This window comes from Paraburkholderia diazotrophica (assembly GCF_900108945.1).
GTDB lineage: Bacteria > Pseudomonadota > Gammaproteobacteria > Burkholderiales > Burkholderiaceae > Paraburkholderia > Paraburkholderia diazotrophica.
This window is the reverse complement of the sequence record NZ_FNYE01000001.1, coordinates 323,556-345,067: the sequence shown is the minus strand read 5'-3', so window position 1 is coordinate 345,067 and position 21,512 is coordinate 323,556. Positions and strand designations below refer to the sequence as shown.

At 59.9% G+C, this 21,512-nt stretch carries 29 protein-coding genes; 6 read left to right on the top strand and 23 right to left on the bottom strand.

Going from position 1 to position 21,512, the window contains the following annotated elements:
* Nucleotides 1–26 precede the first annotated feature (26 nt).
* From BMW76_RS01675 to BMW76_RS01650, 6 genes are read right to left on the bottom strand one after another with little or no spacing between them, the layout of a single operon-like run.
* Complete coding sequence (locus tag BMW76_RS01675; protein ID WP_090862011.1) at nt 27–245, bottom strand: hypothetical protein; 219 nt, start codon at nt 243–245, stop codon at nt 27–29.
* Between the two features lie 8 nt (nt 246–253).
* Entirely contained in the window at nt 254–730 is a 477-nt protein-coding gene (locus BMW76_RS01670; RefSeq protein ID WP_090862009.1) for a hypothetical protein, read from the bottom strand.
* 47 nt (nt 731–777) lie between these two features.
* Nucleotides 778–2,046, bottom strand: coding sequence for a hypothetical protein (locus BMW76_RS41610; RefSeq protein WP_090862007.1), 1,269 nt, complete (start codon nt 2,044–2,046; stop codon nt 778–780).
* A 12-nt stretch (nt 2,047–2,058) separates the two neighbouring features.
* Nucleotides 2,059–2,460 carry a hypothetical protein gene (locus BMW76_RS01660; protein WP_090862005.1) on the bottom strand — a complete coding sequence of 134 codons (402 nt, stop codon included), beginning with the start codon at nt 2,458–2,460 and terminating at the stop codon, nt 2,059–2,061.
* A complete protein-coding gene (locus BMW76_RS01655) occupies nt 2,457–2,927 on the bottom strand; it encodes a glycoside hydrolase family protein (protein WP_090862003.1) in 471 nt (156 codons plus the stop codon). Before BMW76_RS01655 ends, BMW76_RS01660 begins: the two co-directional genes overlap by 4 nt.
* Complete coding sequence (locus BMW76_RS01650) at nt 2,924–3,145, bottom strand: hypothetical protein (RefSeq protein ID WP_090862001.1); 222 nt, start codon at nt 3,143–3,145, stop codon at nt 2,924–2,926. Before BMW76_RS01650 ends, BMW76_RS01655 begins: the two co-directional genes overlap by 4 nt.
* 195 nt (nt 3,146–3,340) lie before the next feature.
* Between BMW76_RS01650 and BMW76_RS01645 the strand changes: the two genes are divergently transcribed.
* From BMW76_RS01645 to BMW76_RS40975, 4 genes are all read left to right on the top strand, one after another.
* Nucleotides 3,341–3,625 carry a hypothetical protein gene (locus tag BMW76_RS01645; RefSeq protein WP_090861999.1) on the top strand — a complete coding sequence of 95 codons (285 nt, stop codon included), beginning with the start codon at nt 3,341–3,343 and terminating at the stop codon, nt 3,623–3,625.
* Nucleotides 3,626–3,783: 158 nt separating this feature from the next.
* Entirely contained in the window at nt 3,784–4,416 is a 633-nt protein-coding gene (locus BMW76_RS01640; protein WP_245763094.1) for an SGNH/GDSL hydrolase family protein, read from the top strand.
* Nucleotides 4,417–4,500: 84 nt separating this feature from the next.
* Nucleotides 4,501–5,205 (top strand): class I SAM-dependent methyltransferase, encoded by a 705-nt coding sequence (locus tag BMW76_RS01635; RefSeq protein ID WP_090861997.1) that lies wholly within the window; start codon nt 4,501–4,503, stop codon nt 5,203–5,205.
* Between the two features lie 28 nt (nt 5,206–5,233).
* Nucleotides 5,234–5,371, top strand: a complete 138-nt coding sequence (locus BMW76_RS40975; RefSeq protein ID WP_177200282.1) for a hypothetical protein — start codon at nt 5,234–5,236, stop codon at nt 5,369–5,371.
* Here BMW76_RS40975 and BMW76_RS42740 read toward each other — a convergent pair.
* Nucleotides 5,361–5,588 carry a hypothetical protein gene (locus BMW76_RS42740; protein ID WP_143062191.1) on the bottom strand — a complete coding sequence of 76 codons (228 nt, stop codon included), beginning with the start codon at nt 5,586–5,588 and terminating at the stop codon, nt 5,361–5,363. The two genes, BMW76_RS40975 and BMW76_RS42740, sit on opposite strands and share 11 nt — an antisense overlap.
* Before the next feature lie 45 nt (nt 5,589–5,633).
* On the opposite strand from BMW76_RS42740, the gene BMW76_RS42735 reads away from it, so the two are divergent.
* A complete protein-coding gene (locus BMW76_RS42735) occupies nt 5,634–6,194 on the top strand; it encodes a Rieske 2Fe-2S domain-containing protein (RefSeq protein ID WP_143062190.1) in 561 nt (186 codons plus the stop codon).
* A gap of 540 nt (nt 6,195–6,734) precedes the next feature.
* Nucleotides 6,735–6,980 carry a hypothetical protein gene (locus BMW76_RS42730; protein ID WP_143062189.1) on the top strand — a complete coding sequence of 82 codons (246 nt, stop codon included), beginning with the start codon at nt 6,735–6,737 and terminating at the stop codon, nt 6,978–6,980.
* A gap of 316 nt (nt 6,981–7,296) precedes the next feature.
* Here the strand turns inward: BMW76_RS42730 and BMW76_RS01625 are convergent, their stop codons facing one another.
* The 16 genes from BMW76_RS01625 to BMW76_RS01550 all read right to left on the bottom strand — a co-directional run bounded on the left by BMW76_RS01625 (nt 7,297) and on the right by BMW76_RS01550 (nt 21,423).
* Nucleotides 7,297–8,460 carry a hypothetical protein gene (locus BMW76_RS01625; protein WP_090861993.1) on the bottom strand — a complete coding sequence of 388 codons (1,164 nt, stop codon included), beginning with the start codon at nt 8,458–8,460 and terminating at the stop codon, nt 7,297–7,299.
* 217 nt (nt 8,461–8,677) lie between these two features.
* Nucleotides 8,678–9,655 (bottom strand): hypothetical protein, encoded by a 978-nt coding sequence (locus BMW76_RS01620; protein WP_090861991.1) that lies wholly within the window; start codon nt 9,653–9,655, stop codon nt 8,678–8,680.
* A gap of 8 nt (nt 9,656–9,663) precedes the next feature.
* Nucleotides 9,664–10,260 (bottom strand): YmfQ family protein, encoded by a 597-nt coding sequence (locus BMW76_RS01615; protein ID WP_090861989.1) that lies wholly within the window; start codon nt 10,258–10,260, stop codon nt 9,664–9,666.
* A gap of 6 nt (nt 10,261–10,266) precedes the next feature.
* Entirely contained in the window at nt 10,267–11,388 is a 1,122-nt protein-coding gene (locus BMW76_RS01610; protein ID WP_245763093.1) for a baseplate J/gp47 family protein, read from the bottom strand.
* Nucleotides 11,389–11,431: 43 nt separating this feature from the next.
* Nucleotides 11,432–11,878: a phage GP46 family protein gene (locus tag BMW76_RS01605; protein WP_090861985.1), complete on the bottom strand. Its 447-nt coding sequence runs from the start codon at nt 11,876–11,878 to the stop codon at nt 11,432–11,434.
* Between the two features lie 3 nt (nt 11,879–11,881).
* On the bottom strand, nt 11,882–12,442 hold the full coding sequence (locus tag BMW76_RS01600; protein WP_245763092.1) for a phage baseplate assembly protein V: 561 nt from the start codon (nt 12,440–12,442) through the stop codon (nt 11,882–11,884).
* Entirely contained in the window at nt 12,442–13,593 is a 1,152-nt protein-coding gene (locus BMW76_RS01595) for a phage baseplate assembly protein (protein ID WP_090861982.1), read from the bottom strand. The genes BMW76_RS01600 and BMW76_RS01595 overlap by 1 nt, the downstream gene beginning before the upstream one ends.
* On the bottom strand, nt 13,593–15,134 hold the full coding sequence (locus tag BMW76_RS01590) for a phage tail tip lysozyme (RefSeq protein WP_090861980.1): 1,542 nt from the start codon (nt 15,132–15,134) through the stop codon (nt 13,593–13,595). Before BMW76_RS01590 ends, BMW76_RS01595 begins: the two co-directional genes overlap by 1 nt.
* Before the next feature lie 15 nt (nt 15,135–15,149).
* Complete coding sequence (locus tag BMW76_RS01585) at nt 15,150–16,574, bottom strand: DNA circularization protein (RefSeq protein ID WP_090861978.1); 1,425 nt, start codon at nt 16,572–16,574, stop codon at nt 15,150–15,152.
* A gap of 163 nt (nt 16,575–16,737) precedes the next feature.
* On the bottom strand, nt 16,738–17,298 hold the full coding sequence (locus tag BMW76_RS01580; protein ID WP_090861977.1) for a phage tail assembly protein: 561 nt from the start codon (nt 17,296–17,298) through the stop codon (nt 16,738–16,740).
* 3 nt (nt 17,299–17,301) lie between these two features.
* On the bottom strand, nt 17,302–17,676 hold the full coding sequence (locus BMW76_RS01575) for a phage tail tube protein (RefSeq protein ID WP_090861975.1): 375 nt from the start codon (nt 17,674–17,676) through the stop codon (nt 17,302–17,304).
* A gap of 66 nt (nt 17,677–17,742) precedes the next feature.
* Entirely contained in the window at nt 17,743–19,233 is a 1,491-nt protein-coding gene (locus BMW76_RS01570; RefSeq protein ID WP_090861973.1) for a phage tail sheath subtilisin-like domain-containing protein, read from the bottom strand.
* Nucleotides 19,230–19,418, bottom strand: a complete 189-nt coding sequence (locus BMW76_RS01565; RefSeq protein ID WP_090861971.1) for a DUF2635 domain-containing protein — start codon at nt 19,416–19,418, stop codon at nt 19,230–19,232. Before BMW76_RS01565 ends, BMW76_RS01570 begins: the two co-directional genes overlap by 4 nt.
* A gap of 10 nt (nt 19,419–19,428) precedes the next feature.
* Nucleotides 19,429–20,028, bottom strand: a complete 600-nt coding sequence (locus tag BMW76_RS01560; RefSeq protein ID WP_090861969.1) for a hypothetical protein — start codon at nt 20,026–20,028, stop codon at nt 19,429–19,431.
* Entirely contained in the window at nt 20,021–20,359 is a 339-nt protein-coding gene (locus tag BMW76_RS01555; RefSeq protein ID WP_090861967.1) for a head-tail joining protein, read from the bottom strand. Before BMW76_RS01555 ends, BMW76_RS01560 begins: the two co-directional genes overlap by 8 nt.
* Nucleotides 20,359–21,423: a major capsid protein gene (locus tag BMW76_RS01550; RefSeq protein ID WP_090861965.1), complete on the bottom strand. Its 1,065-nt coding sequence runs from the start codon at nt 21,421–21,423 to the stop codon at nt 20,359–20,361. The genes BMW76_RS01555 and BMW76_RS01550 overlap by 1 nt, the downstream gene beginning before the upstream one ends.
* Nucleotides 21,424–21,512: the final 89 nt, after the last annotated feature.

Below are 21,512 nucleotides of genomic sequence, written 5' to 3'. Positions count from 1 at the left end.
AGGGATGCCGCGAGCGCGGCGGGGATTTACTGCTGTGCGGGAACTGCGGGTTGCTTCGATTCCGAGCGGGTGGCGATGCGTTGGCCGACCCAATGCGCGGCGGTGACGATCCCGACCGCGATCGACACTTGCGCGTCGGCGGGAATGTCGATGTTGAAGTGCTTGACGAGCGCGGCGATCACCGTCACGACGGCGGCCGTTACTGCGCCGGCTGCGCCGGTTTTAGCTGGGGAAGTCTGGTTCATTGATGCTCCTACGTTGCGTGGTGGATGACTTCGACGTCGGAGAACTGGTAGCCCTCCTTTGCGTACTTCTGCGCGATGTACAGCGGGAATGGCATCGTATGGATGCCCTCGTCTTTGCCGATGTGATGCGCCTTGCAGAGCAACAGCCCGTTGACGGTCATGTCATCAACGAACTGCGTCCAGTCGGTGAAGCTGTCCCAGTCGAACGCCTGAATGTGCGGACCCCAGTAACCGGACTGCGCATCCTGCTTGAAACGGTCCCAGTCAATCATCTCGGCAAGCGAGCGCTCGATCGGATGGTGATGTGCTTCGAGCGGATGGCCGGATTGCTCAGCCGTCACATTGCAGATGAAGCAGCGCGCGCCTTCACGCTCGAGCAGGATCTTCCGCGTTCGCTCGAATAGCGCCGTCGTCTTTCGGTCCGCGTGCTCAGGGATGTTCACTGCGACGGACAGCGTTTCGCGCTCGGTGTGTGCTTGTGTCATGGCCGTAAACGAAAAAAGCCCCGCGCGGGGCTATCTGAAGTGAGGGATTACGCGGGGAACTGAATCGCGCTGGCTGCGATGGCATAACCAGCCGGGCTCTCGTGAACCCCGTCGCTCGATACCCAGCTAGAACTCCCATACGTGCATGAATTGCGCGCCGTCGAAAGCGCCGTTGCAACGTCGAATGCCCCGTCGAGGAAGCCGCCGACGGAAGCCAGGATGAAGTTGTTGAACGCCGCGCCGATCGTCGTGTACGGCGGGTTCGGACCTTCGGCCATCTGCGTCGTCCAGTAGAACTCCTGCTTCGGGAACATCGCGCGCAGCGCCTGTGCCGACACGGACATCTGCTGCGCTGTCTGGTTGTTGACCACGTCATTGATGCCGTAGTTACAGATGACCCGCGTACAGAAGCGTCGGATGATGTCGGCGCGCTGCGTGTACAAAGTCGTGAACACGCCATTGAGCGTTGTGCTGCCCACCGATGACATCGCTTCGCCAACGATCGCGAGATTCGTATAGCCCGCGCTGCTGCCGATCGCGCGCGCCTGTTCACCCACGTATAGGTTGTTCGCGCCATCGTCCTGCAGACCCACCACGCGGCTGTCGCCGACGCACGCGTATGAGTGTTTGTCGGTCATGCCGAATAGCGCGAGCGGGCGCAGATACGGCGTATCAGTGCTCGCGAACGTGCCTGTATCGCCAGAGCGGTCGGACAGGCCCGTGCCGTACTCGAAGCAGTCGCCCGCAGCAGCGTTCCGTGCCGGATTGCCGGTGTTGGTGACGGGGATTGTGCCGCCCGCACCGACCACGCCGTGTTCGCGCGTCCAGAAGGTCGCCCCCTTCGGAATCGTGAAAGGCAGCGGCGTCAGGTCGCTGAAAAGCGTCGAGAAGTTGTAGCAGGTGCCCACGAGCTGCTGCGGCCCGCCGAATGTCAGGTGTGCGATCTGGCCGTTGTACTCGATGCTGACCTTGCGCTGCGAGTCGGCGCCGATCGCCTTCTCTCCGAATGGCGTGCTGTCGCCGTAGCCGATATACCACCCGGCGACGGCCGCGCCGATCGCGCTGATGTCGACGGGCGCAACGTGCGCGGTACGCGCGTTGAATTCCAGTGCGGTCGTGATCTTGTCGCTCGCGCAGCCGGTGCGGCCCGCCACCAGTCCCAGATAGGGCGTGACGCCATCCCATCGCGCGTATGCACCGGGAATTCCTTGCGGACCCTGCGGACCCGTCGCGCCGTTGGCGCCATTGGTGCCGTTCGCTCCGGCTGGACCCGCCGGCCCTTGCGGCCCCGGTGTGCTCACTTCAATAACGCTCATATATGGGTTCCTTCAGAACGGACGCGTGTAGTCCGGAATGAGATAAACGTTGCCGGTTAGGTACTTGATGAGGCGACCCGATGCGTCCTTGACGAGCAGGTCATAGCCTCCGAGCAAATAGCCGGAGCCCTTCGGACCCAGCGGAATAGGAAGCCCGGCTGGTACGGCGATAGCGGCCGTCTGTGCGCCTGACATGCTCCATTTCAGCTTCCCGTTTGGCCCGTCGAGCGTCATAGATCCATCCGCAGTGGATAGCGAAATGACGGTCTGCGTATTCGCCGGCGCACTGCGAACCTGCAACTGCGCCGTGGCGCCCGCGAGGTTAATGACGGTCCCATCGTCGTTCTTGATGACGACCTGCCGAACCCAATCCGAACCCTGCTCAATGACGAAATGGAAGATGTCTGCGCTCACGTCGGCATCACTCCGGTCTCCATTGCCTTGCAAAGGCGCGCGCCGCGCTGGCCTACCTGCCCATACCACTTCGAGGCCTTCATGCCGGCTGCGGCAACACCATACGAACCGCGCTGCATGGCCGCTAGCGTGTTCTTGAATCCCAGTAGGCCAGTGCCGAGCGCGGCATTGCCGATGCCGAGGTTGAAGCACATGTTGGCGATCACGCGTTGACGCACTTCGTCCATCTGCCGCCACCACGGCAGGTACTTGTCGAGCTTCGCGAGCGTCGTCGACACGTCGCGATCGAGCAACTGGTTCACCTGCGCATCGTTCAGCGGGAACGTCCATCCAGCTGGCGGAGGCGATACGTCCATGTTGTGACCGACGCCGATCGTGCGCTTCGGCGGATCTGCTGTATCGAGGTATGGGACGTATCGAACGCCCTCGTCCCGACGCAGCTCCGCATCGAGTAGAGACAGGATCATTTGCTGCCCCTCTTATGCTTACCCTTCGTGAACAGGCGATCCTTCAACAGGAAGATGATCTGCAGGATCGTGTAGAGAATCGTCGTGACCATGACCCAGTCGGAAAGCTGAAACCCCATCCAATGCATGCCCGCTACCGAAACGGGGAGAGCCGATTTCGCGGCGCTCGCCGCAACGTCACTGCGCGCAATTTCCGCGACCTGGTCGCCAATAGGCATCGAGTTACCCCGTAAAAGAAAAAAGCCGCTCGAGGCGGCTGTTGGTCGATCGTTATCTGATGCTTGACAATCACCCTAGGGGTGATATGCTTCGACGCACTGGGCTAAGCATTTCGCGGTGCCCGATACTCCGAAAGGAACCCATCATGCGACATACTTTTCGCGCGCCCGCGCATCCCATTGGAACGGCCGCCCATGCACTATCAGGCACCCCCGCAGCAAGGGCTTCGGCTCCTCAAAGAGCAACTGTCCTATACGAATACTCAGATGGCCCGTATGTTCGGCGTGGCGACAGGCCGTCAATTCCACAAGTACCTTTCCGACGAGGACAAGCGCGAGATGGGCTTTCATGTCCTGATGTACGGCATGGCCAATTGGCAGCTCATGCATGGCCCCATCACCAGCGTCGAGCAACTTCATGCGCGCGGCCGCGAGATCGGCGCCATCATCGAATTGGAGGATGGAGAGCAGCAGCCGTAATCGGCCTCACTGCCTGTCTTACTGCTTGCGGTGGTGGTGGTCCGTCGACATCGGCTCAAGCGCAAATCGATGGGCCGACGCCGGCCGTCGTTTCGGCGACTCCGTCATCAACGCCAGCGTCAGCGCCGCCGTCCGCGCCGCCGTCCGCATCCGAGCCGATGGCGACAACGCCCGTCATCCAGATTGCTGTCTACGGAGATGATGAAATGTTCGGCAGCACAGTGGACAGTATGGGCATGCCTGTCTCAGTAACGCCGAACGAACCACAAGCGTTGCAATCGCTCCTGCAAAAACAGTTCAGGGACTCCGGCATTACTGTCCAAAACGCCGCGACAGGCGGCCGCGCCAGTTCCCTCATGAACGAACTTGACGGCATGGATGGAGGCGGCCCACCTCTTCCGCAGCGCCTTGCCGAGACTTCTGCCTCGATCATCATTGAAGAGCATTCGGTCAATGATGCGTATGCCGGCGAGACGGTTAGCGATTACACAGGCTATCTTGAACAATGGGTGCAGGCTATACAGGCATCCGGCAAGATCGCCGTGCTCGAAGAGCCATCGCCTCTGTGCGATAGCGATCATCCTCAGTTGCCGCAATATGTAGCCGCAATGGATGCTATCGCAGCCAAGTACAACGTTCCGATCATCAAACAATACGATTACATCAAGTCGATTACAGGATGGCAAAGCCATATGACGCAATGCCTTTATCCGGACGCGTATCTGGATGACCTCAAGGCGAAGCAGGAGCAGGCGCTCGTTGCCGCGCTCGTCAAGGCGAAAATCGAGTAATTGCGACGCCATGTTGTAGACTGGCGTGCGAAGGTACGTCAGCGCTCACCCGGTTCTGCGGAAAACCTCAGAGGAGCTTTACAGATGGCGCAATTTCATTTTGTAGAGGATTACGAGAAATTCGTGTCTCAGTTGGTCAAGACATACCCGATCGATGAAGCGATGGCAATGGCGGTCGGTGGAAATTTTGAGCATACCGGCCGCGTGGAAACCAACCTTCTTCTGCACGCTGGGCTGTGTGATGGAATGAAGGTATTCGATCTGGGTTGCGGAAGCGGGCGACTGGCTGTAAGTCTCTCAAAAAGTGGCATCAATCTTCAGTACATGGGAACCGATGTCGTTCAAGCGCTGCTTGATTACGCCAAATCCAAGACGCCGTCACATTTCGAATTCAAGCGGCATCTCGACATTTCGATTCCAGCAGCAGACGCGTCGATCGACATCGCCTGTGCGTTCAGCGTTTTTACGCACCTTCTTCACTACGAGACCTATCTATATCTCGAAGACATGCGGCGTGCACTGAAGCCGGGAGGCTTGATCGTATTTTCCTTTCTGGAGTTCGCCGAGAAGGGACACTGGCACGTCTTCGAGAGCACCGTAGATGCGCAGCGAGTCAAGCAGGTCGGGCACCTCAACACGTTTATCGAGCGCAATGCGATTCAAGCTTGGGCCGAGCATTTGAAACTGGAGGTCGTGCAGTTCATCGATGGCGGCACGCCAGTTCTTGATGGAGCCCCACTCGGACAAGCGACCGTCATCTTGCAGCGTCCCGTTGAAGGACGAGGATGATACACTCCGCGCCTCAACGGGAGAAAACATGTCGAAACGTGCACAATATATCTGGATTGCGATATTCGGCGCGCTGATCTGCGGCGTGCTCTGGTTCGTCTACCTGTCGGGCGGAACGGGACCGAGCACAGCACTTCCCGATCCGCCAGCAAAACTCACCCATTGAGCTTGCAGAACTTGCCGTCGACGAAGCCGTAAGCACCGAGGCTGTCGGCGGCCTTCGAGAAGCCCATCCATCCCGCGTTTTCAGGCGCACCCTTTACGCTCTTCTCCACATCTGAGCGGCGCTCACCAGAAATCCCATACCCGACGGTTTCGCCATTCCGGACGAGCAGCACCAGCACATCGTTCTTTTGCCGCGGTGACACGACCCACCCGGTCACCGTATATGCTCCAGCACCATCCTTCGAGGCGCCCTCGAACCACCCATGGCAGAATGTCTGGTCGATTCGGTCAGGATCGAACTTCACCTCGCCGGCATCGCGCAGCCATTCACGGTCGTAGATCCCGATCCGACCCTTCGCGCCATAATTGGTATAGACCGAGAATCTGTCGTGCAGCTCTGTCGGAAACAGCATCCCGGAATATTTGGTATTTTCCAGACCGATCTTGGGCCCGAGCACGCCGAGCTTCCAGAAGAACAGATAGTCATTGCTCGAAAAGATTTTTGCCTGTCCGGTGGCGAGAACAAGTGCTACCGCGATGCCTGCCCACATCGTCAATATCTTCCGAGTCCTGAAAACATCGAACAGGAGCAGAAGTACCGCTGCCCACATAACCAGTGCACCGGTCGTGTAACGGCTGGCAAACGCCGCCCCTGCGCCAGCTGCGCCACGCCCATACATTGCGGCGATCGACGAAGCGGCGACGAACGCACACAGGCCGATCAGGAAGGCGCGATACGGCGTCCCGCGGTGCGTCGCGTACAACCAGATCGTCAGCGCGCCCATGGTCAAGGCGGAAACGACGCCGGCGGCAATGCAGACTGAAGCGCGCATCCCAAGAATTGCAAACGGATTGCCCAGGAAGGCAAAGATAAACGCTAGGCGATTCAACAATGGGGAACCGTGCACGACTGGAGGCGGTACATCGGGCTTAACGTACCCAATCGCATAGACAGCTGCGAGACCGATCGCAATCACAAGAGTCAGCGCAACGATCTTCAGAGATTGTCGGGCGAAAATTGCGACCACAACGAGCGCAAAAGGCGCCGCAATACCATTTCCCATCGTGAATTCTGCGCACGCCGCGAGAATAAATCCCACGACGAATCGGCGCACATCACTGGATTCCGGTCGTGTGAATTCGAAAAGTGCCCACGTAGCGAAAAAGTACGCTCCGATGACCTGCGTCTCGAAGCCCCATGTCATGATTTCGGACTGCACCCAGGAAAACATCAGGGCAGCAGCAATGCCGACAACCCACCACATGGAAACGCTATCTTCTGATCGGCGCGCGGCCCGCGCCATTAAGACCACGATTCCCGCATACATTGCCTGTTGCGCGGCAAACAGAATAATGTGATCCCCATGGAAGAAATGCAGGTCCATAAAGAAAAGCGCACGAGACGTCAGGATGCGGTGCTCCATATGCGGGAACCACCATGCATGAAAGCCCTGCCCATCGGTGATAGCCTTGTAAAACCCGATGTATCCATCCCATTCATCCCACCATGGTATGGGCGAATAGAAATGGAATACCCCATAGACCGTCGTTACGGCGATAAAAATACCAATCGCAACAGCGGTCAGCGATGCAAGTTTACTCAAAAATGAACTGGAAACGCGTTCGGCATTCTCAATTCCGGCACGCAAAGCCATATTTTCCGCCACCATTCACCTCTCCTCGGACGACGTGAATCATACCAAAGGGTGTAGGGCAGATCGGTTGAATTAACCTTTTCCGCGCAAGTGTGGCAAACTCGCGCGTCGACCAAACAGGATTTAAAAAATGAAAGCTCTTGACAAATTCAAGCACTTCATGTCTGAGCAACCCTTCATGAGGGCGAACACGATCGCGCTGATCGTGGTCGTTGGACTGACTGCGCTCATTTCAATTTATCTGTTGCCGAGCCCATAAGAAGGCCAGCAATTAATTGCTGGCCTTCATCTTCAGCAGATTCAGGGTTACAGTTTCAGCAGATCCCTGGTTGTTATAGATTGCATAGGCGGTTCCACTCCACGCAATCGACATCTTGCCGGCAGCGGGCGTCGTAGTCGGAGTTACCCAAGTTGAGCCAACGGTGCCAATCAAAACGCATGATCCGACGCTGCACAGGTAGATGGCAGCATTTGAATTGACCGAATCCTCGGCGACGATCAGCCCATTTCCGCCCGGCAGACTGGCATTTCCACCATTTGCGATCGTGACGGTCGAACCCGTCGAATCAGTATTCCATGTAGCCGCCGGATTGGTCGACGTGCGCACCATGCCAGACGGCGACAACTGCCACCCAGTGGCTTGGATTGCATTGCCCGTATAGGTGCCGCTGCTTAGGACAAGCCCGTAAGAATGTGATCCGGCGATATTGATTGCTTGAATGGAACTGGAATCATCCTCGATCGAAGTCGTCTTAATGTCATTCGTGAATGCAATCCCAACATCATACGATGGCGTCGACGATACATTCCCAATCCAGATACCCGCAGTGTTGAGATTGTTGCCGAGGGCCTGCACATGAATTCCAACCAATGCAGGATACGGCGCAAGACCACTATACCCAACGTCTACGCCCGTGTTGTTCGTGCTATCGATCTCCAAACCGAAAGCATGAGTTCCCAGGCTGTTGGCGATCGCATCGAAGAAACCGCCGTATGCAGTATGGCCTGCGTTAGTGCTGGAGTTCGTCGAGTACGCGAACATGCCAACCGAATCACCAGTGCCATTCTGAAAGACATTGGCGGTGATGCCGTTTACCTGCGCGACCGTACTGCCACTTGAAACATTGTTGCCGACGTCTTCGACGTAAAGCGCCGCATTCTGACCACCTTCGGTATCTTGGTTGATGGTCTCATAGCGAGAGATCGCGAAGGTGGGCGTGATCGCAGTAATCGGAGAGGCATTGCTGCCCGCATAGAACCGCGCCAGAGTGCCGTTTGCGTTACCGCCACCAACGGCACCTGCACTCTCGACGTCGAGTACGGCATTGGGGCTGGTTACACCGATCCCCAGAGGGCCGGCCGTGAATGCAGAAACCTGCGCTTGCGCCGAGCAGGAAAGCGCCAGGGCGGCAATAAAAGCAATAAGTTGTCGCATGTCTTAGCAGATGAAGTTAAACCGATGGAGTTGGCAGCACCGCTTGCGCGCTAGGCGGGAACAGATTGACGAGGGCGCCCCATCTTGGATCGGAGGCCTGGACGCTCCCAAGATTCGGAATTTGGGATTCGTCCTGCAGCGAGCCGAAATAAGACACGATGGTTTTCTGCGTTGAATCGGAAAATTGCACGACTAGACTTGCCATGTCTGGTCTTCCTCAGAATTCGTAACCGGTGAAATTGGCGGTTGCTGTGAATGTCCCGGAACCGCTGTACTGGATGCTGTAATAGACGTTTTGGCTAACAAACACATCGACTGCGAACGAGCATGCAGTGCTATTCGTATTGCCAGATGCGGCAGTTCCCAAAGAGCATTCCTGAGCACCGCAGCCGTTCGAATCACCAGCCAGAAAGAGATTGATCGTCCCGTTAGTGCTCTGCGAAACACCCATGTACCCGAAGACACGCTTCGCGTTTTTTGGAATGTCGCCAGTAACCGCAAACGCCGTGTATCCGGCAGTAGTTGCGGTTGTGCTGATTTCCGTCCGACTTTGATAAGAAACGCGCCTACCGCTGAGTTGGCCAGGTATTAACTGGCCGCTCGCATTCGTGAGCCACACTGAGACAAGCGCTGACGCCGTGTATCCGTTCGGCATATTCGCACCGCTATATACCTCTGTCGGGGAAACGGAGGTTGCGTTTTTTGCGAGCAGTGCACTCACCCCCGTCGCCGGGTTGTAAATCGCATAGATCGCCACCCAACCCGAAACCGGAGCCGTCCCCGTATCCATCCCGCCCGCACCAGTCGTCGCGAGGTTGATGGTCTTGTTGAAGCTCGGCAGCATGTACTTCTGGCCGCCCAACGCCGCGCCGACGACAATCTCATCCGCAGTGAGCGTCGCAGTTGCCGATGCCGCCGTTACGCTCATCGCAACATTACGCGCGGTGCCGATGACCGGCGAATACAGTTTCTGGAGCGCGGTATTGACCTGGTTGTAGGTCGTCTTCGATCGCGCAATGCCCGCTGCCGCGAGAATCGCGCACAGCTCTTCCTGAATCATGTTCAGCCACGACCCGCGAACTTTCGTTGCGGGCGTGTTCGTAGCGGGATTGCCTTCGGTGAAGTACCCTTCCGTCCCTGCCGTTTCGGGTGTCGGAATGGAAGTCGCTGCGGTCGCGTCGTCAATACGATACATGTGGCCTCTTACGTGTAAGAGAAGATTGGAATCGTGTGCGCAGGCATCACTGCCTTCATTTCGCACTCAAGAACTGAATTGCCCCACGATGCGAGCGGGTCACCGGCGGCCATCGCTCCGGCCGTGGCGATCGTGACTGTGTTGAGCGGCGCATTTACCTGCCACGCGTATGACCACGCTGTCCCGTTGCAAGCATCGCCCGCTCGCATCTGGCCGGCCCTGGCCTCCACGAACTGCGTGATCGTGACCGTGTAGCCGAGGTTTGCCGCGAACGCCGTCAGACTTTGAATCGTCGGGCCGCCCACCCCAACGAATCGCGCTAGCACTTGCGCCTGCCGCTGCGCGATCGTGGGCGCAACACCTGCACATGGATCCGGAAGACCGAGCGTCGATTCCCATTCGGGAAGCAGTTCATACGTCGTCGCCGGGAAGGCGTCGACGAGCAGGTAGTTCGCGCGCGCAGTCGCGCGCTCGTAGCTCGGCGCTAACCCTGATAGAACCTGCGTTTGCACCGCGTCGGGATCGCGCGGCCAGACTCGCCCGCGCGGCATCAGCCCTTGCAGCGCTTTCAGGAAGTCGGCTGCCTTGTAATTCGGTGCGAGCATGGAGCCTCAGACGTAATTCACGCCCGCGAGAACGGGAAGCTGCCCGAACCCGCTGGTGATGTTCCCTGAATAGGTAGTGGTCGTCACGCCGACGACGCCCTGAATCAGCGTGATCAGGAAGCCGCTCGTGCCAGATACGGAACGGATTGCCGCCGAGATGTCATCTCGATTGATCGTGCCCGCGCGCGGATCGCCGTTGCGAAACAGCACATCAGCAATGGCTGCGGAGATCGCGTTGCGTGTAGCCGTCGATGCCGACATCAGGCCTGAAAGTGTGATCGTCAAGTTGTTAGCGATCGGAGCGCACGAATAAACGAGCGCCGTGACGGGCTGCTTCGTGACTATCGAATCCGCAACGACGAGTTGATCGCCAGTCGCAACAGTTCCGCGCGGCAGGCCGCCGGGCCCCTTGTCGTTCTGCGAAACCCCATCCGTGCCTTGCGGAAAGCCGCCGTGCGCCGCTTCCGCGTTGTCCCACATCGTGTAGACGACGACCGTACCCGCACCGAAGCCATTCGGCGCGCACCAAGCGCGCGTGACGCCAGCAACGGCAAGCGCCCACTCGACATAGTCTTCGACATCGCCGCCTTGCGGCGTGCTCTGATACGCGTCGAGCATGCGACTACGCAGGTCATCGTTGTCCTCGATGTCGGCGCCAGACGATACGGTCCCCGTGATCGTGCCGGCCTGCTGGATGCCATCGACGGCGACGCTCAGCGACACGGTCGTGCCGTTGTCGGCATTGCCCGCCGAACCGGCAACGTCAGCGACGATCGTCACTGACATATTGCCGGTTCCGTCGACGGTGCCCGTCGTCGACGTTGTATATGTCACGCCATCGCCGCGCGCGACTGCGGTCCCTGCGCTGAGCACCTTGCCGACCGTTCCGGGAAACTGCGCCGTCAATTGCGATTTCGTCGCCGCCTTCCGATAGACGTCTTTCAGCGCGGCCCAGCCTTCGAGGTACTCGTCCTCGGCGGTGAATGGCACGGACATGCGCGCTATCCAGTCGAGGTAACCGAACTGGAGATTGCACATCGCCGCCTGAACCTTGCCGACGATGGTCAGCACGGCAAACCTCAGCAGCGCGTCTGCACCCTGCAGCGCCGACGAAATGTCTGCCGCCACCTCTGAGATCAAGGTGGTGAGCGTCTTTCTTTGGAATGGCATGTCAGGAGAGCTGTTGCCAGGCCCACGCGTAGGTCATGGAGATCTGCGTGCCCGTCGGTTGATAGAGCGTGATCTGCGCGCCGAGAAACGTGTCGCGCACCCACTGCGTCTGCACATCAATACTCGCGACCACTCCGTCATCAATTAGCCATTGAAGCGCCTCGTTGATGTAGTCGCGCGCGTTGTTCAGCACTTCCTGCGTTTGCTTCGAGCGGTCGAGCAGCCATAGCCGCGAGCCGATCGGCTTGTCTTCTCCGATGTCACCCCACCAGCCGCGCGGATCGCCCGTGCCGTCGGGAATCACATCGTCGGGATTCGCCGCGCGATCCGTGAAGATGCTGACCAGCACAGCGGTTTGCAGATCGTTGCCGGTCGCAAGAACCGGAGCGACGAATCGCCAGTCGCCGCGGCTGTTGTCGACGTCCCAGATGACGGAGATGTCGGACATGCGTTACTCCTGTTCCGTCGGAACTTCCGACGTGATGTTGCTGCTGCCACTCTGAACGTTCTTCACCACGTGATGGTGGCCGTCGAAAATCGCTCGATCCGCCGCCATGCTGCGCCCCGTCGTGCCCGCGTTGTCGGTGATGTCGCCAGTGCTCTCGATTGGTGCCTCGACGCGCAGCTTCGTGAGGTTCGTCATGCGGATTGGGTTGCCACCGCCATTCACTACGATTCCCGTCGCCGTCAGATAGACGGACTGGCCGTGGTTGTCGTGGATTGCGACCTCGCCGGACGCAAGCCCCGTCATGCGATATTTGGCATTCGACGTAGCGATCACGAACCCGTCATTGCGGTCGCCATTCTTGAAGGCAATGAGCGCCTGCGTGCCGCTCGGCGGATTCGACGTGAAACCGTATTCGGCATAGCGCGGCACGTCGGGGATCAACTCGAGCGCATTCAGACGGACCTGCAGTGTCTGCACGCTCTTCGTATCGTCGACGAGCGCGATCGCGCCGCGCGCCATAAGCAACAGAATCCGGCGCGCCAGCCTGTTCAAATCGCTCAGCACTATTGCTCCGCAGGTGTTTGCGTCGATTCGTCCATCGGAAGGACATCGAGCGCGATCGGCTCGGGCAGGAACCCTTGACGCGGCCCGAATACGAGCTCCGCATGTGTGCCGCTTTTATTGAGGATGAAGGTCACCTCGGCGAGCAGCAGGATCGTGTTCGCCGGAATGCCGTATTTCTCCGCCGACACCGGGTAGTTGACGTTCACGAACCATGGCGAGCCACTCGCGTCGCGCCAGTTATCCACCAGCGCGCGCACGCGCCGAGACCGCCCGTAAGCACGCGAGGCCATCCAGTTCACACGCTTTGTGACGAAATCGCGATCCGTCGCGCTCTGCTCCGATACGAAATACGTCGGCCTGAACCGGAGCGCGTTCGCCGTCGTCGCGTTGTTGACTACCGTTATGACAGGCAGATTCGGAATGCTTTCGTCATCAGCGCCCGCGCTGTATGCGCTCAGCACTGCGTTGTAGGTGCTGAACGTGCCGAGCGTGCTCTTCGTGCAGACGAGCGCCTCGACGTTGTTGCCGACTGCTACACCAGATGCACCAAGCTCCGTTCCCGCCTGAGAGATCGTCAGCTCGCCCTGCTCGCTTTCGAACACGAGAAGGCCGCAATAGCGCGCATACCGCTCGATGACCTCCCACGCTGTCTCAGTGATGCTGATGATCTGACGCGGCAAAGGCTTCAGCTGGTTAAGCGCAGCCTGAGTTCCGTTCGGCGGCACAAAAACGTCAATCGAATACTGGCTCGCGATGCTCTTGCATAGATCCTGCAATCCGACGTTCGCATTGACGCGGTCAATTCGGCACGAGCAGTCGACTAGATCGGCCAGCTTTCCTCGGCCGGTGATCGTGATGTCGTCCGATTCCGGCGTCAGGATGGTTTCGATCGTCTCGACATACCCGGAAAGCACGATGTCATCGCCGATCGAAATCGTGACCGGCGCACCTTCCTTGCCTATCAGCTTCAACGTGTTCGCGTCAGCCGAGCAGGTAAGGATGAACGCCGACGTCGCGACTTCGATCGATCGCGTAATGCGCACCGCCTTCCACCCGGTCAGCACGAGACCATCCTGCGTCATCAGCACACGCACTTCATCGGCGCCGGGCTTCGCACCTACGGCGTCGACAATGCGATCTGCATTCGGCATCAGAAATTACCAGGTGAGAAGGCGTATTGATCGCCCAACGAGGCCTGCTGGCGATCGGTTTTCAGTTGCGTATCCACGTTTGGCGACGACGTGACGTTCGTGCTCGTGCCGGGCGGCGCATTTTTATGGACGATCTCCACCCGAACCTTTCCGGGCTCTCCCGTTCCCTGCCCGAGCTGCTCGTCGAGTTGCCGCGCGATGCCCGCGCGAAGGTTCGCTTCGCCCGAATCCTTCGGCCGCTCATACAGCGACGAGACGCGCGCCGCGGACTCGTCGGCACGCGTAGACGAGAGCAGAGCTTTTCCGGCCGCCGCTTCATTGTTTTGCAGTTCCCAGAGCGACAAGCCCATCTGCTCTTCGCGTGTAGCGAGCGAGAGTGGCCGCCCAAACGTGCGCTCATACAGCGCCTGTCTATCCGGATGCCATTGATAGAGTCCAACGGCCTTGCCGTTATCTCCGATCGCGCGCTCGTCGAGCCCACTTTCCCGCGTTGCGTTGGCGACCATGCCGATCGCCTGCGCGCGCGAGAGGCCATGATTCATATACCACTCGACCATCGAACGCGCCGTGTCAGACGATGCACCGCCGCCCTGCGCCTCGGACATCGTCACTGCGCCGCGACCGCGCAGCGCGTTGCCGAAACGCTCGAAGCCATTCCAGATCCGCTGCTCTGTGCTATCTGACCCGTTCGGCTGCGCCTTCGGCCTGCCTCGTCCGCTCGCCGCATCGAAAAAGAACTGGATTCCGTTGAGCAACGAATTCAGTGCAGGCTCGACACCGCTCAGGACCGTCGTTTTCAGGCGGTCGTACGTGATGCTCAGCTTCGCCGACGCGTCGGCATATTCACGAGCGCGCTGGATGTCCTGCTCGTCCGGTATGTAAGCCTTTGCGGTCGCGAGATCGGATGCAACCTGTGCCGGCCCGCGATTCAGAAAGTCGACGAGCGAGCCTGCGCCAGCCGCGTTCAGAAAGTTCTGTGCACCGCCATATTTACCTTGCCCGCGAAGCGCTTCCGCATATGCGGCAAGCTTCGTCAGTACAGACTCGATCGACTCCAGCCTGTTCGGATCGGTTGAGATGCCAGCAGCCTGAAAGCGCTTGAGCGCCTCCGGATTGCGGTTGTTGAGCGCATCGCTGTACGTCTGCCGCACCTGCTCGATGCCAGCGTTTGCCTGCTCCGGCGACAGACCGGCGAGGCGTCCCGCGTACTGCACGCCGAACGCGCCTGTCGTCGACAACCCGCTTCGCACCGCGAGATTGCTCATCGATCGCACCGACGATGCCCACTGCGATTCCATCTGGGCGATCTTCACCGTCAGCGCCGTGATGCCGCCGATGATGCCCGCTTTGCCGACGAAGCTGGCAATCTCCGAAATCGCGCCACTGTTCGAATTGAAGCCAGCTGCGATTGAACTGCCGAGGCTATTTAACTTGCCCTTGTTCGCCTGCGCTTGCAGCCTCGAAAGGCTGTTCGTCACCTGCCCGATCGGGCCAGATGCCTGATTCTTCGCGGTGATCGCAATGGAGATTTTGCTTGCCATGAAACCGCTCGAGGATCAGTTTGCCAACGCCTTGAAAGTCGTGGGCATAAAAGCAGGATGCACTGGATTCGCCTGCGCGACGAGATCATCAGCACGCGTCGGATCGCGATAGAGCCGCGCTGCCAACGCGAGAGACGGCATGGGCGCAGGCAAATTGAACGTCTTGATGGACGACAGTCCCGCGCCGCGCTTGTTCAAGTCGGCGACGACCGCCGCGCGCAGCGTCGAGAGCGCCTCATACGTCTCGTCCTCGCCCTGATCACCAGCAACCGTCATCTCGGCGTCGATCAGATCGGTCACGAGATCGCGCACGCGCGCTGCGTCGTCGCTCGACGTCGGCTGATACGTCGACGAGGCCTGCGCGACCGCGCCGATCGACGTGCGTCGAAACAGATCGCTGCACGCTGACTGCATATCGCCCATCGCCGTACCAATCACAGACGTCGTCGTGCCCGCATCCGGAACGAACGTCGAGAGCGACGACAGCAGCCGAATCGAGTCGTTCGGGTCGTTCGTTGCCGCCAGAACGGCAGACGTGACGCCTTGAACCGACGCGGTGAAGGTGTCGACCGTCGTCGCGTCGAAACCTGCTGCGGCGGCCGCCATCGTGTCGGCTGCGGTGCTGACGTTCGCGCGCGCCGTCGTCGCCGCTTCGATCATCGACTGCGTCGTCTGATTCGACTGCACCGACGAGCTTGGATACTTGCTGAACGTCGGCACCGTCGCGCTACCAGCGAAGCGACCGAAGTCGCCGGGCAGGTTGAACAGCAGCTGAAACAGGTTCCGCGCGTCGCCGACGATGTTTTTCGCGTACGTGTACCACCCGAGCGCGGTGTTGACGACGGTTCCGAGCACTGCGGCGCCATACGCGATCGCGTTCAACGCGGTCTTAGCAAAATTCAACGCGGCCGCGACGTTCAGACCCGTCACCGCATTCAGCACCGACTGCGTCGTCGCCGTTTCGGCGGTCGGGTATGTGCGCTGCCCTGCCTCGACGAATTCGAACTGAAATTCGAAGTATCGGCCGCGCTCCCAATGCTCGATGCTGCGGAAGCCGTCCAGGTTGACGTTCAGCCTGCCGAGCGTCGGATGAATCAACTCGCCGTCACCGGCCGTCTCAACTGCCGCGATCATCACATCGCGCTGCATGATGACGTCGTCACCGATGACGAAGCCATACATGCGGATGCGCCGCGCGCCGCGCCCGAGATCTTCGATCCACGGCGTGTCACGCTGCGGATACTGGTGAACCTGATTGCGACGACCGAATGCCGCCTCACTTCCGAGCGATACGAACGGCACACCTCGATATGATGCAGGGCGCAACTGTTCGAAATACGACGCAGCAGAGCCGCCGAGCCGCGCGGCGAGCGAACTCGCCAGATTGCCAATCCCCGAGGCGGTGCTGAGCACGGCGCCTGCGCCGCCACCGATGTTCATGCGCCAACTCCAATGCGTTTGCCCAGGCGCCGTGCTCTTTCGAGCCAGCGCAGGGTCTCGGATTCTGTCATCTGCTCGACCGCGTCCGGAGGCCAACGCATCATGTGCGTCAGCTCGGCGAGACGGTCATCCCACCACTCCGGAATCGAGACCCGTGCGGCGATCAGTCGTCCGAGTCCGGTGATCGCCGAACCTGAAAACCGTTGAAATACGCCGCGGCTTCGAGGAAATCGCGAGCGCATAGCGCTCGCACGGAGCTTTTCGGCACCTTGCCGATCAGGCTGATCAGCGCGACCATGCGCGCGAACGGGCCACCCGCCGCTTCGGCTTTGCGCTTCTGCGCGTTCGTCGGTTCGCTAAGGCTTAGCGAGGCAATGTTCAGAGCGCTGTCTTCCTTCGTGATCTGAACCGCCTTCGTCAACTGAATGACGATCTCGTCAGCGCTTCGCTCGGGATTCCGCGCAGCTTCATGGCCGAACGACGCGATGAAGTCTTCGGCCTCGTCGATCTGACTGCCATACATCTGGTCGATCACATCGATCGGAACGCCGCTGAGCAGCGCGATCAAGGCGATCGAAGTTCCGTACACGCCAGCCGACTGCTCTGCCTTCTCGTAGTCGCCAGCCAGCGGCTCGCGAAGCGTGATCTCGCTGACCACCGTCTCCGCATCGTCCTTGCCGTGCTTCAGAGGCTTGCGCAGGACGATCGTTTTCGTATCGCTCATCGCTTATTGCTCCGTGACCGCGTTCTGCAACCCTTCCCATCGGCACGTGAACTTCGCTTCGACCGTGTCGACTTCCTGCGCCTCCACCGTCCACATGTTGCGGCCGATGACCGTCTTGCCGTTCGCAAGCTCGAGCACGAGCGTCACGTTGCGCATCGCGTTGAACGCGGCAAGGCTGAGGCCGCCGGAGTCGCGGATCGAAGCGCTGATGTAAGGCGGCTTCGGCATTTCGCTGAAACCATGCACCGTGTCCTGGCCGGACTTCGACTCGCGCGTCACGCTGCCGACGTCGTACTTCAGCTCGCCTTCGAGCTGATAATTCACCCCGTCTGCCGTCAGATACGCGGTGCCGGCAATGAGGCCTGTGTTGTTCGCCATCTATGGCTCCCAGAAATGACAACGCCGCCCGGGTTAGCGGACGGCGCTTTGCGTTTGACGGACAGATCAGGACTGCGTGGTCGACAGACGGAACTGCGCCAGCAGCGCGAAGATGCGCAGCTGATTAATGAGGGTTCCCGGCCACAGCACGTCGACGCGATTCGGATTCGATGCGTTCTGCTCGACGATGATCGACTGCGCGAAGATGTCGCTGCCTTGCACGTAGCCCTCGTACTCCATCGCGCGGTATTCCGCGATCTGGTCGGCCTTGATGATCTTCGGCGTGACGATGCCGGAGCCCGGCGCGAAGCGCGTGCCATCGGCCGCGAGCTTCACGCGCGCGTATTTCGTCGTGACCATCGTGCGCAGCCGGCGCAGCACGTAAGTCAGCAGGAACATCGTCTCGATTTCGAGATAGCTGTTGTCCGGCTGGCCCGACGCGTTCGTCTGGTACGTCGTGATCAGGTTTTCGATCGCCACCGTGCCATCGTCGGCGACGGTGAATGTCGAGATGCCGTCATAGAGCAGTGTGTTGCGCTGGCTCAAGTTGAAGCGCGATTGCAGCGGCGGCGCCAGCACGCCTGTCAGCGCGACCGTCTGCATCGGAATACCCGGATCTGCACGCACGCTCACGGCGGTGACTGCGGCGATTGCCGATGCCCACTGCCACGGGGGCGTCGGCGAATCGTTGAAGCCCATCACCGTTTCGTGCTGATTGTTCCGCGCCGTGCCGAACGTCGTCTGATTCGCCCATGTCGCACGGTAGGCATAGAACGCATGCCCGAACACCTGCTGCTGCCAGCTCCAACGACCGGTTGAATCGTTCAGGAATGCCTTGATCGCATCCATCGACGTCGTGTCCGTGAACGCGCAGGCGATGAAATCGAACGGCATGTCGAGCAGATTGCCGAGCGCCGTCGTCAGCGTCGGGTTTGTAACGCCGCCGGACATCGCCGTGATGGTCGCGGCGAATCCGGTCGGGAACACTTCCCCATTCGCTGCGCCCTGATAGTTGAAGCGGATGTCGATGTCGTTGCCGACGAGGCCCTTGTTATCAGCCGTCAGGTTGACCGTGCTGGTCGACGCAACCGCCGTCACAGGCATACCCGGAATCGCGTTGATAGCCGCAGCGAGAGCGGTTGCAACCTGTGCCGTGGTCTGCCCCGACGTCACCGCGACCGAGACGAGCTGGCCTGCGATATACGTCGACAGTGTGCCATTGGCCGTCGGTGCGCCGGTGATCGCGATCGAGCCAGTTGCGGCGGTCGCGCCACCGGCATCAGCCAGCGGCAGACACCACAGCTCGCCGAACTGATCGTTCTGTCGATATGCGGCCGTCATGAGCGCGAGCACGGAGTTCGCGCCGAATTGCGTGTTTGCATCGCCCGTGCCGGCCGACAGCAGCGGCACGTTAGCGGCGGCCGCGCCCGTCGTCATCGGACCGATCAGCAGCGCGCGCTGATTCGCGACAGCGGTGTTCGCATGCGAGTTGTCGATCTCAGCGAAGAACAGCGGCGTGCGCAGGTTCTGCGGGATCTGTTTGAACGGAACGGTCATTGCGCATCACCCCCAGCCTTCTTCGTTGCGGTTGCGGGCGCCGGCGCTTCGATCACGACATCACCGTCGTTCGCTACGCGCGTCCAGAAAATATCGCCATCCGGCACTTCGATGCCTTCGGGCGGCAGAAACTGCTTCGTGACCGGATGCCGCACTTTGAGGCCCGGTGCAGGTTTGACGATCATTCGTCACCTCTTAGGAGAATGTTGCTTTGACGAAGCCTTCAGCCCGTCCATCGGGGCCTTCGGTGCGCGGTGCCGGCTTCACGGCATCGGGGAACGGCGGGTTCGCATACGTGCCCGTCGGGTCGTACACGTTCACGAGGTCGGCAGTCAGATCGATCTCGGCGAGCTGCGCGTTGACGTCCGGATAGAACGTCTCGTACATCTGCACGCCGAGCGAGACCAGCATTCCGCCTATGTGCGTCTCACCATCAGCGCTGACGTCCGTCTGCGTCCGCATGAACGGGAAGTCCTGCGCGAGGTTGCGTAGCGGCACACTCTTGAAGATCGCCGCCTCGATGTCAGCCTGCAGGCCTTCGAGCGCGAGCAACGCAGCCGGACCAGAGATAGCAGACACCTCGACGCGGATCTCGAAGACGCTCGTCGTATCGAAGGCCGTCTGACCAGCATTGCCGAGCGACTTCTTCTCTTCGCCGCCATACCGGACCTTGATCGCCGGCAGCTTCGACGCTGTCACGTTCCAGTCACCAGGCGAATAAAGATGTGCACTCACGGTGCTCAGCGCGGACAGCAGCACCGCGCGGAATTCCGCGCGCGCGGCCTGATCAGACATCGGTTTGCCCCGTTACGTTGAGCATCAGTCGGGCGCCGCCCTTGCCATCCGAATGCACCTCGCGCACTTCCCATTGTTCCCCTGTGCCAACGATCAGAAGCTGATCGCCTTGTTGGGGGAGATAGTTCGAAGGGAATTGCGAAAGCTGCACGCCGAGCGTCGGCTGAGATGTCGAGACCAGCGATCCGGTCTCGACGTTGACGGCAAAGAACGCCTTGTCGTAGACGCCTGTGATCTGGAATGACCCGCCGAGGATCGACGTGTATGACACCGGCTCGCCGAAGACGCCCTGCAGCGGGCCGATGACCACCGCATTCCAGTCAATGGGCATTAAGCCTCCGAGCGGCCGCCGACCAGGACTTCCGGGCGCGTGCAGAGGTACAGCGGATAGGAGTAGACCTCCATCTTCCACCACATGCGACGATCACGATCGATGATCGGCAGCACGTAGACCGGCGCGCCGGGCTGGTTGATGAACTCTGCCGATTCGCCCGGGGCCAGCACCTCCTGAAAGATGCCAGGGGCATTGACCGGGAAGAACTTGACCTTGTCGTCCGCAATCTTGACGGTCGAGTTGTCGTCCGAGCCGCGGTAGTTCACCCAGGTGACACCGTCGAAATCGAACGAACTGAAGGCGTCGCCGAATGCATCGTTGCGGATGTCCTTCGCGCCTTCCCAGTTCAGGAACGTACGAATTACGTCCGGATGGTTCGAGAACTGGTCGTAGAACACGTCGCCGCACAGCGCCATGATCTTCGTCTGGTTCGTGAACGCGCCTTGCGCCTTCCGAGCCATGTAGCGCTTCACACCATTGATGATCGGGCGAAGGCTGTTCGCCGTGCCGGCTGCCAGATTGAAGGCAACTTCCGTCGCCTGCGTGATCTGGAATTCGTCGAACCAGTTGTAGAGAACGCTGCCGTCCTTCGGATCGAGCACCATGCCCTGAACAGCGGCGAGACGCAGATATTCCTTCGTGTACTCGACGCTCGCCAGCAGGCCGGTCGGCCCCGCGAGACGACGCGCAACTTCGCGCTCGAGCTGCATCGGCACAGTCACGATCTGACCCGTCGGGCCTTCCGGAAACTCGCGGATGTTCTGGATTTCGTATGTATGGATCGTGTCGTCATGCATCAGACGCGGCACGTCGAAGTAGCGCATCTTGCGCTTCTCGGTCGTGCGCTGCGTTCCTTCCGTGCCACGCTCGCTGAAGCCGATCAGCTTCAGCGTACCCGTGCGCTCTTCGACCGACACAGCCGTCGTGCGGATAGGGTTCGGATCGAAAATGTTCAGTTGCCCCAGCGCGCTCGGCTGGTAGGGGTTGCGTTGCACACCCTGCGTGAGGGTCAGCGCGCTGAATGCGTCGCCGTTAAAAATATCGATGATTTCGCCAGCCATGGCTTATTCCTTAAAAAAGAAAAGCCGCCTTGGTGGCGGCCTCAATGCATTCACGAATAGCCGCCTCGCGGCGGCGTCTGATCAGGTGG

What these genes read in the sequence shown, in the direction of transcription:
- BMW76_RS01635 (WP_090861997.1), top strand. Translation starts at nt 4,501, where the DNA reads ATGGCGCAATTTCATTTTGTAGAGGATTACGAGAAATTCGTGTCTCAG.
- BMW76_RS01555 (WP_090861967.1), bottom strand. Translation starts at nt 20,359, where the DNA reads ATGCCCATTGACTGGAATGCGGTGGTCATCGGCCCGCTGCAGGGCGTC.
- BMW76_RS01595 (WP_090861982.1), bottom strand. Translation starts at nt 13,593, where the DNA reads ATGCCGAATGCAGATCGCATTGTCGACGCCGTAGGTGCGAAGCCCGGC.
- BMW76_RS41610 (WP_090862007.1), bottom strand. Translation starts at nt 2,046, where the DNA reads ATGAGCGTTATTGAAGTGAGCACACCGGGGCCGCAAGGGCCGGCGGGT.
- BMW76_RS01670 (WP_090862009.1), bottom strand. Translation starts at nt 730, where the DNA reads ATGACACAAGCACACACCGAGCGCGAAACGCTGTCCGTCGCAGTGAAC.
- BMW76_RS01605 (WP_090861985.1), bottom strand. Translation starts at nt 11,878, where the DNA reads ATGTCCGACATCTCCGTCATCTGGGACGTCGACAACAGCCGCGGCGAC.
- BMW76_RS01550 (WP_090861965.1), bottom strand. Translation starts at nt 21,423, where the DNA reads ATGGCTGGCGAAATCATCGATATTTTTAACGGCGACGCATTCAGCGCG.
- BMW76_RS01575 (WP_090861975.1), bottom strand. Translation starts at nt 17,676, where the DNA reads ATGGCGAACAACACAGGCCTCATTGCCGGCACCGCGTATCTGACGGCA.
- BMW76_RS01625 (WP_090861993.1), bottom strand. Translation starts at nt 8,460, where the DNA reads ATGCGACAACTTATTGCTTTTATTGCCGCCCTGGCGCTTTCCTGCTCG.
- BMW76_RS01615 (WP_090861989.1), bottom strand. Translation starts at nt 10,260, where the DNA reads ATGCTCGCACCGAATTACAAGGCAGCCGACTTCCTGAAAGCGCTGCAA.
- BMW76_RS01560 (WP_090861969.1), bottom strand. Translation starts at nt 20,028, where the DNA reads ATGTCTGATCAGGCCGCGCGCGCGGAATTCCGCGCGGTGCTGCTGTCC.
- BMW76_RS01650 (WP_090862001.1), bottom strand. Translation starts at nt 3,145, where the DNA reads ATGCCTATTGGCGACCAGGTCGCGGAAATTGCGCGCAGTGACGTTGCG.
- BMW76_RS42735 (WP_143062190.1), top strand. Translation starts at nt 5,634, where the DNA reads ATGGCAGAATGTCTGGTCGATTCGGTCAGGATCGAACTTCACCTCGCC.
- BMW76_RS01570 (WP_090861973.1), bottom strand. Translation starts at nt 19,233, where the DNA reads ATGACCGTTCCGTTCAAACAGATCCCGCAGAACCTGCGCACGCCGCTG.
- BMW76_RS01655 (WP_090862003.1), bottom strand. Translation starts at nt 2,927, where the DNA reads ATGATCCTGTCTCTACTCGATGCGGAGCTGCGTCGGGACGAGGGCGTT.
- BMW76_RS01620 (WP_090861991.1), bottom strand. Translation starts at nt 9,655, where the DNA reads ATGTATCGTATTGACGACGCGACCGCAGCGACTTCCATTCCGACACCC.
- BMW76_RS40975 (WP_177200282.1), top strand. Translation starts at nt 5,234, where the DNA reads ATGTCGAAACGTGCACAATATATCTGGATTGCGATATTCGGCGCGCTG.
- BMW76_RS01585 (WP_090861978.1), bottom strand. Translation starts at nt 16,574, where the DNA reads ATGAACATCGGTGGCGGCGCAGGCGCCGTGCTCAGCACCGCCTCGGGG.
- BMW76_RS01580 (WP_090861977.1), bottom strand. Translation starts at nt 17,298, where the DNA reads ATGAGCGATACGAAAACGATCGTCCTGCGCAAGCCTCTGAAGCACGGC.
- BMW76_RS01590 (WP_090861980.1), bottom strand. Translation starts at nt 15,134, where the DNA reads ATGGCAAGCAAAATCTCCATTGCGATCACCGCGAAGAATCAGGCATCT.
- BMW76_RS01565 (WP_090861971.1), bottom strand. Translation starts at nt 19,418, where the DNA reads ATGATCGTCAAACCTGCACCGGGCCTCAAAGTGCGGCATCCGGTCACG.
- BMW76_RS42730 (WP_143062189.1), top strand. Translation starts at nt 6,735, where the DNA reads ATGGAAGAAATGCAGGTCCATAAAGAAAAGCGCACGAGACGTCAGGAT.
- BMW76_RS01640 (WP_245763094.1), top strand. Translation starts at nt 3,784, where the DNA reads ATGGCGACAACGCCCGTCATCCAGATTGCTGTCTACGGAGATGATGAA.
- BMW76_RS01645 (WP_090861999.1), top strand. Translation starts at nt 3,341, where the DNA reads ATGCACTATCAGGCACCCCCGCAGCAAGGGCTTCGGCTCCTCAAAGAG.
- BMW76_RS01675 (WP_090862011.1), bottom strand. Translation starts at nt 245, where the DNA reads ATGAACCAGACTTCCCCAGCTAAAACCGGCGCAGCCGGCGCAGTAACG.